The sequence below is a fragment of the Nonomuraea sp. NPDC049141 genome, from assembly GCF_040648415.1.
Lineage (GTDB): Bacteria > Actinomycetota > Actinomycetes > Streptosporangiales > Streptosporangiaceae > Nonomuraea.
Window position 1 is genome coordinate 1 of record NZ_JBEZDR010000063.1, and the last position, 7,571, is coordinate 7,571.

The 7,571-nt window shown below is 65.9% G+C and carries 7 protein-coding genes and 2 pseudogenes; 6 read left to right on the top strand and 3 right to left on the bottom strand.

Annotated elements, in window-relative coordinates; genetic code table 11:
- Positions 1 to 17: 17 nt before the first annotated feature.
- The 3 genes from AB0B91_RS63785 (at position 18) to AB0B91_RS63795 (ending at position 1,004) form a co-directional block, all read left to right on the top strand.
- Positions 18 to 128 carry a hypothetical protein gene (locus tag AB0B91_RS63785; protein WP_358342738.1) on the top strand — a complete coding sequence of 37 codons (111 nt, stop codon included), beginning with the start codon at positions 18 to 20 and terminating at the stop codon, positions 126 to 128.
- Positions 129 to 273: 145 nt separating this feature from the next.
- On the top strand, positions 274 to 456 hold the full coding sequence (locus AB0B91_RS63790) for a DUF4158 domain-containing protein (RefSeq protein WP_358342740.1): 183 nt from the start codon (positions 274 to 276) through the stop codon (positions 454 to 456).
- Positions 444 to 1,004 carry a DUF4158 domain-containing protein gene (locus tag AB0B91_RS63795; RefSeq protein ID WP_358342728.1) on the top strand — a complete coding sequence of 187 codons (561 nt, stop codon included), beginning with the start codon at positions 444 to 446 and terminating at the stop codon, positions 1,002 to 1,004. Before AB0B91_RS63790 ends, AB0B91_RS63795 begins: the two co-directional genes overlap by 13 nt.
- On the opposite strand, the gene AB0B91_RS63800 is transcribed toward AB0B91_RS63795, so the two are convergent.
- Positions 976 to 1,485, bottom strand: a complete 510-nt coding sequence (locus AB0B91_RS63800; protein ID WP_358342730.1) for an MBL fold metallo-hydrolase — start codon at positions 1,483 to 1,485, stop codon at positions 976 to 978. The genes AB0B91_RS63795 and AB0B91_RS63800 overlap by 29 nt on opposite strands.
- Positions 1,486 to 1,776: 291 nt before the next feature.
- Between AB0B91_RS63800 and AB0B91_RS63805 the strand changes: the two are divergent.
- From AB0B91_RS63805 to AB0B91_RS63815, 3 genes and pseudogenes are all read left to right on the top strand, one after another.
- Positions 1,777 to 2,434, top strand: a pseudogene (locus AB0B91_RS63805) (ISL3 family transposase); the annotation flags it as partial.
- 591 nt (positions 2,435 to 3,025) lie between these two features.
- Positions 3,026 to 4,495, top strand: a complete 1,470-nt coding sequence (gene ltrA / locus AB0B91_RS63810) for a group II intron reverse transcriptase/maturase (protein ID WP_358342732.1) — start codon at positions 3,026 to 3,028, stop codon at positions 4,493 to 4,495.
- Between the two features lie 217 nt (positions 4,496 to 4,712).
- Positions 4,713 to 5,408 (top strand): annotated as a pseudogene (locus AB0B91_RS63815) (transposase); the annotation flags it as partial.
- Positions 5,409 to 5,826: 418 nt separating this feature from the next.
- Here AB0B91_RS63815 and AB0B91_RS63820 read toward each other — a convergent pair.
- Both AB0B91_RS63820 and AB0B91_RS63825 read right to left on the bottom strand, forming a co-directional pair.
- Positions 5,827 to 6,156, bottom strand: a complete 330-nt coding sequence (locus tag AB0B91_RS63820; RefSeq protein WP_358342734.1) for a hypothetical protein — start codon at positions 6,154 to 6,156, stop codon at positions 5,827 to 5,829.
- A gap of 53 nt (positions 6,157 to 6,209) precedes the next feature.
- Complete coding sequence (locus tag AB0B91_RS63825; RefSeq protein ID WP_358342736.1) at positions 6,210 to 7,400, bottom strand: tyrosine-type recombinase/integrase; 1,191 nt, start codon at positions 7,398 to 7,400, stop codon at positions 6,210 to 6,212.
- Between the last annotated feature and the right edge of the window lie 171 nt (positions 7,401 to 7,571).

The following is a 7,571-nucleotide window of genomic DNA, read 5'->3' on the forward strand; positions in this document are numbered from 1 at the left end:
CCGCTCGGGAGGCCGATCTGCTACGGCAGGCGCTGTCGCAGTGGCGGGGCCCCGTCCTGGCCGACGTACCATCGGAAACGATCCACCGCGACCAGATTCCGGGGGCTGACGAGCATACGAACGAATAGTCGTGTTTGGCGGCCCTCGGGGTTCGGCTAAGCATGTATGGTCGTCCCGATGCGTTTGACCTGCGGAATCACGCCGTTTACGGGGTCGCCTGAGCTGTTTGCGGGTCACAGTTTGATCTTGGGTCTGGTCCGCTCTGGTGGATGAATCCTACTTTCTGGGCCCACGCCGGTTGAGTTCTTAAGCGATGATGAGGCGGCCGCGCACGGCCGCTACGTAAGGGCACCGACGCGGGCCGAGTTGGAGAAGATGTTCTTCCTCGACGACGCGGACCGGAAGCTGATTGCCCGCCGCCGTGGCGATCAGCACCGGCTCGGGTGCGCCCTGTAACTGACCACGGCCCGGTTCATAGACCGGTTCCTGCCGACCCGCTGGAGATCCCGGCTGAGGTGATCGACTACCTGGCCGATCAGCTCGGCGTGGCGGATATCTCGCAGATCAAGCAGTACACCGAGCGGCGTCAAACGCAGTTCGACCACCAGGACGAGATCAAGAAGGTGTACGGACTGCGGGAGTTCTCGGCGGTCGAGGCGGAGTTCACCTCATGGGTGGATGCGCGGGCGTGGAACACCGGGGATGGTAAGAAGAGCATCTTCGTGTCGACGGCACCCGGCGGAGCGGGATGCGATGGAATGGGAGGCCGCCGAGCGAGACGCACTGACCCCAGCGCGTTCTCGCAGGCAGATAGCACTGCAACGACACACAGAGCCGCGCGGCCCGCCAGGCAGCGCAGTCGGTCACATGCGGGAAAGAGATTCTCCAGGCCACGCACCACCGCAGATATGCTTCTTGCCCCTTACGCGAGCCGGGATGGCAGTGCGAGTGTCATCTCTATCGGCGAGTGGAGATCTATAGCGGTGTTTCAGTCCCCGGGATAAACGCAGGACCGTGGCCGGGCACCACGATGTCGGCCACCGTCAGCACCCGCTTACGCCCGAGATGCAGCGCCTCGAGGTCGACGGCGTGCCTGTCTCCTGCGGACGTAGCGTCGTTCCACAGATGAGTGAAAGCCACAATCCCCTCCGGAGTGCCGACGAGCGTGGTGATGTCCTCATACGTGTGCCCAGGCGTCCTGATCAGCTTGATCGACGGCGTGAGATCATAACTCTCGGCATCACGCCAGATCCGCTGGTCGCCGAAGTAGATCGCCCAGTGGTCATGGAACCTCGCGTTCGGGAACAGCGCCGCATTCAGCGTGTGGTCAGGATGATGATGACTGAAGACAACATCACTCACCGACTCGGGCGCCACCCCCATCGTCCACAACGGATCAAGGATCAGCGACCGGTTCCTGACCATACCCGGATCGGTTACCAGGCGGACCTCACCATCCTCGGCGTAGCCGACGGTGCTTGCCACGCCGCTACCGCTGCATCCCTCATATAGGACGGTGTACGACGCCATCCTGGCAGCCGGAAAGTCACCCATGAGTCCCCCACGTATGCGTAAGTAAGTAGCATGGAGGCCCCCTCAAGCTCCCACCAGTAGCGCTGCTGCCTATGTGAGTATCTTTCCTGCCATCCTGGACGGGACTGTACGGGTTTCGGCTCTGTCGCAGATTCGGTGGTGACGGTACGTCTCGTAGTGTCACGCTGAGTCGTGCTTGGTGTCGACGAGCTTGTGAGTACGGTCTTTTCGGGATGATCGCCGCTGGTCGTCGAGGAGGTGGTCGATGAGGGCGAGCGGATCCGGGTACGGGCGCGAACCCCGGGCGGGTGGGGCGCCTGTCCGGGCTGCGGGGCCGAGACGGCGCGCGTGCACGGCTATCACGAGCGGAAAGTGGCCGATGTCCCGGTCGACGCACGCCGCGTGCTCGTGGTGGTCCGAATCCGCCGCCTGGTATGCCCGACGCGCGACTGCCGCCAGACCTTCCGCGAACAGCTCCCTGGCGTGCTGGAGCGTTACCAGCGGCGCACATCCCGCCTGGCTGGCCAGATCGGCGCGCTGGTGCGTGAGTTAGCCGGACGCGCTGGCGCGAGCCCTATCCGCCCTGGCCGTGCGCCTGTCCCGGCATACCGCGCTGCGCATCCTGCGGCAACTGCCGCAGCCCCAGATACCCCGGGTGCTGGGAGTGGACGACTTCGCCCTGCGCCGACGCCACCGCTACGCCACCGTGCTCATCAACGCCGAGACCCGCGAACGCATCGACGTTCTGCCCGACCGCACCGCCGACACCCTTGAGGCCTGGCTTCGCGGCCATCCCGAAGTGCAGGTCGTCTGCCGAGACGGCTCCAGCACCTACGCTGAAGCGATCCGCCGCGCCCTCCCGGACGCCATCCAGGTCAGCGATCGCTGGCATCTGTGGAACGTGCGCCGTGAGGCGCTGATTGATCGAGTGGAGGTGAGAGACCTTCGCCGCTGTCCTGTCGCAGCAGGGCGGTGAAGCTGGGGGCAGCCTGATCCGGGAGGTGCCGGGGAGGGTGGCAAGCGGCCCCGACAAAGCCGGGACGTGTCAGTACTGCCAGATGGCGCGGGTCCGGCGAGCGAGACGGAGAGGTATACGAGAGGAACCGGTGTTTGAAGCCTCCTAAGGTGACATCAGCTCGAACCTGGCGGATCTGGGCTGGTTGCGGTGCGTGTCCGCCTTTCTTCCAGGGTGGGCAACTTCCGGGTGGTGATTGCCAGGCGACCCGGAAGGCCACGGTGAAGTGCTGCGGGGTAGTCGTGGCGAGGCCGCGGGGGTATAGCCGGGTGCCTACTCCGACGAGCGATCAATCAGTGAACACGGGAACCTCCCCGGTCTCGCCCGTCGCCTGCGCGGCCAGCGTAAGCAGACAGGGCTGGGCACATCGTCGGCCGATCGGGCCGTGGGAGGGGCGGAGCCGCCGTAGTACTCCGAGCTGGGGAAAGCCCAGTACATGGGAAAGGGCGGCAGCGAGATCGCAAGGGAGGTGCTGCAATGTCGGGAGAATCCGGGGTGGATACCCCGGTCGCGTGGCCGTCGGTGTTCACCGCTGAGGCGCGGGTACGGAAGATGCAGACCAAGCTGCACCGTTGGGCGTTAGCCGATCATGGCTTCCGGTTCGACGATGTGTTCAACTTCGTCTGCGACCCGGCCGTCTTGATGATGGCGTTTGAGCGGGTTGCGGGCAACGCCGGAGCTCGGACGGCGGGCGTGGACGGCATGCGTGCCGCCGACGTCGAAACGTCCGGGGTGACCGCGCACCTGGACCGCATCCGTTCGGAGTTGCGGACAGGGGCCTTCCGGCCCCTGCCGGTGCGAGAACGGATGATCCCCAAGCCGGGCGGGAAACGGCGCCGGCTGGGGATCCCGACCATCACCGACCGGGTGGTCCAGGCCGCGCTGAAGCTGGTCCTGGAGCCGATCTTCGAGGCGGACTTTCGTCCGTGCTCGTATGGGTTCCGGCCCAACCGGCGCGCGCACGACGCGATCGCCGAGATTCACCTGTTCGGCTCCCAGGGATACCGCTGGGTACTGGACGCTGACATCGAGGCGTGCTTCGACCGCATCGATCACGCGGCCCTGCTGGACCGCGTCCGAGCGCGGGTGAAGGACAAGCGGGTGCTGGCGCTGGTGAAGGCGTTCCTGAAAGCCGGGATCATGACCGAGCTCGGCGAGCGGAACGAGACCGTCTCCGGAACACCGCAAGGAGGCATCCTGTCACCCCTGCTGGCCAACATCGCGCTGTCAGTGCTCGACGACTTTGCCGCCGAACACTGGGCAACCGCGATGGCGACCCGGCGGGACCGCGAACGACGCCGCCATCGGGGCCTGCCGACCTGGCGAGTAGTCCGCTACGCGGACGACTTCGTCATCATGGTCCACGGCACCCGAGAGCACGTCGAAGACCTTCGCGGACAGGTGAGCGAGGTCTTGGCACCGATGGGCCTGGTCCTGTCACCGGCCAAGACCACGGTCGTCCACCTTGCAGACGGGTTCAACTTCCTCGGCTTCCGCATCGTCTGGATGCGCAAACGGGGAACGGACAAGTGGCACGTCTACACCTTCATCGCCGACAAACCGGTCGAGACGCTGAAGCGGAAGATCAAGACATTAACCCAGAGGTTGTCGCATCTCGACTACAAGATCGCGCTGATCCGGATCAACCAGATCCTGCGCGGCTGGGCCAACTACTTCAAGCACGCGGTCGCCAAGCACACCCTGCAGCGCCTGCACACCTTCGTGTGGTGGCGAGTAATCCGCTGGGTGATGCACCGGCATCGCATGACATGGAGGGCCATCCAACGATGGCTCCGCACTCCGCAAGGACGGTGGAAGCCCATCGAACTGGGCGGGATCAGGCTGTTCGACCTTGGCAGAGTGTCGATCACTCGGTATCGCTACCGGGGTAACGCCATCCCCAGCCCTTGGCCGGAGGCCCTGATCGGCCCGACCTCAACGGCATGATCTCGTGGAGAGCCCGTTGCTTAGTAATGGGCACGGCGGGTTCGGCGGGCGGATCGGGGAAACCCACCGGGAGCAATCCCGGCAGGGCGCCCCGGTCCGACCCAACAACCTCGCCGAGGCGGTGGAGAAGACCGTGGTCGCCCACAGCCGCTGCTGGCACACCGCAGGGCCCCGCCGCACGGGTGCGCTCGCCGAACGGACCCGCCGCAAGCATGCGCAGGTCCACACTCTTCTCGATCAGGGGCTCGGGCTGGGCGAGTGCGCCCGCTGCCTGGGCTGGGGGTTCAACACGGTCAAACGCTACGCCCGCGCCGCCTCGGCCGACGATCTCCTGCGTCCGCCCAAGTACGGCGCCACTCTGGTCGACCCCTACCGCGAGCACCTGCGACGCCGCCTTGCCGAAGAGCCCGGCGTGCCGGTCACGCATCTGCTGGCCGAGATCCGCGGTCTCGGCTACACCGGCAGCGCCAATCTGCTGGTGCGCTACCTCAACCAGGGTCGCGCGGATCCTGATCGCATTCCGCCCTCACTACGTCGGCTGGTCTCCTGGCTCATGAGCCGCCCAGACGGCCTGCCTGCTCACCGCCGACGGCACCTGGAGGAACTGATCCCTGCCTGCCCGCATCTGACGGCGTTGGCCTCCCGGGTGCGAGAGTTCGCCGCCATCCTCACCCAGCGTCGCGGTCACGACCTTGACGCGTGGATCAGCGCAGTGCGCGCCGATGACCTGCCTGCCCTGCACAGCTTCACCCTCGGCCTGGAGAAGGACCGACAGGCCGTCGTCGCCGGGCTGACTCTGCCCTACAGCAACGGCCCGATGGAAGGCACGAATACCAAGGTCAAGCTACTCAAACGACAGATGTACGGCCGCGCCGGCTTCGCTCTGCTACGCCATCGCATTCTGCTCTCCTGACTGAACTGGCCACGTACCGTCACCACCGGATTCGTGCCAGAGCCGAAAACCGTACAGTCCCTTCTGGGCCTGGGCGATCGTCGAAACCCTCCGCCACACCGGAATCTTCTCCGGGGGTCGACCCGCGTACTGGAGATCGGTTCCTCGCGTTTGTGCAGCTCAGAGGCTGTTAGTTAGAACGTTAGCGTCTGCGACAGCTGTCGTGCAACGAAGGTTCGCGGCGTGTCATGTGGGTCGCGTGACGTGGTTGAGCTGGGCCATGAGTTCACGGTTGGTGGCGCGGGCGGCTGCGAGGTCTTCGTCGCGTTCTTCGAGCTGGAGGCCCAACTCGATGGTGTGCTGTTCGAGGTGAGTGACCTTCTGGTGAAGAGCGTCGACGTCGATGGGCGCTCCGAGCCCGGACTCGCGCCAGGCGCGCTCACCGAGCGCTTCGGACAGGCGTTTCTCGAGTTGTTGGACGGCGGCCGTTCAATCGGACCGCGCGTTCGTGGGCGGCGAGCAGGTCGGCTTGCAGCGATGCTCGGGTGTCGGCGGGGCCGGTGTTGTCGCCGTTGGCGGGTGGTGCGGCTTCGAGGACGTGGATCTTTTCGAGCAGGTCACGGTGTCGATAGAGAAACGTCCGGTCCACGGCCGCGGCCCGGGCGATGCCGGAGACGCTGATCTCTGTCCCGTCGGCCAGGGCGCGGTTGATCGCGGCGATGACGCGCTGGCGGCGTCTGGCGGAGTCGGCTTGGCGTCCCTTCGTCATGGCCTCGGTTCTGGTACTCGGTCCCGGCCCTGTCGGTGGCGTCTTGGAGTTGGTCACGCGAGGGCCTCGCTTGCGGGTTGGGGTGGGTGGACTCGAACGGATGGCATGCCGAGGTTCACCGCGCGGTGCTTGCGGACTACGGAGATCGCCTCGTCGACCTGGGCGCGTTCAGCGGCGGAGAGTTCGGTGAGGTCGCCTTTGACCCGATTGATGAGCCGCCGGATCCGGGTGATCTCTTCCTCGGTCGGGGTGGCGTCGGCGCGGGCCCATTCATCGACGCCGTCCATGGTGGGGGCGAGGCGTTCGCGGGTGCGCAGCAGGTCGTCCAGATAGGCGGTCAGGTTGGGCAGGAACGAGACGTTGGTGCGGAAGTGGTCGCAGCCGGCGCAGCGGAACCGGACTGGGCAGGCGCCGCCACCGGCACGCACGTTGGAGGGTTCGGTGCAGGTGCCGTAGGGGACAGCGGTCTCCCCGACCGCGTATCGGGCGTGCTCGGATTCCAGGAGTGCTTGGGCATCGCGCCAGAGGCGGTTGCCGTTCCGGTCGAAACTCATCGCGGTCACCTTGTCGACGGCTTCACGGCGTCGTTCCTCGCCAACGCGGTAGTAACAGCGTGTGACGTTCAGGTTTCGGTGATCGAGGAGTTCGGCCAGGACGTCGATGGGAACTCCAGCGTCAGCATGACGCTGCGCATAGGTGTGACGGTAGGCATAGGGGACCAGGCGGGCGGCGTCGACCTCGGTGCCGTCTCGGGTGCGCAGCGGGCCGAGCCGGGTGACCCATTCGCGATGCCGGTCATCCAGCATCGCGATGGTGATGGCTTTGCGGCCGTCTTGGTTGGCGCGCGGGGCGGGCAGTAGCTTCAGGTTCCCGACCGGGATCGCTGGGAAGCGGGCACGGACTCGGGCTTGCTGACCGGTGATCACGGTGGCGATCGCTTCGCCGATGGGTAGGCGCCGGCCGAGCCGGTCGGCTTTGGAGTTGTCATAGACGAGGACGGCGGCTCCGTCCTTGTCGCGTTGCAGACAGTCCAGTGGAAGATCGAGGATGTCCTCGGGGCGCCGACCGGTGTCGATGGCGATCTGGACGGCGACCCAGACTTCGGACGGTTGCAGGGCGTCGAGGTTGGCGCATAGAACTGCCATGACCTCCGGTGGAAGGTCCCGGGCGGGCTCTGCTCGCTCCGCTTCGGCCGGGATGTCCCTGAGCCCGACGGCGAAGTCACAGGCAAGCGCGGCGGCCACCTCGCCGGGACGGGTCAAGCCCAGAGCACGGATCCCGGTGAGGACCAAGCGGGTTCCCCGGCAGACACCGTTGCGCTGAGAGGGCGTTTGATTTGAGTAGATTGCGGCTTATGTTCTAGTAGGTGCCTCGCCAGGTTGGGGTGGTCTCGTCTGTTATGCGTTTGGTGAGGT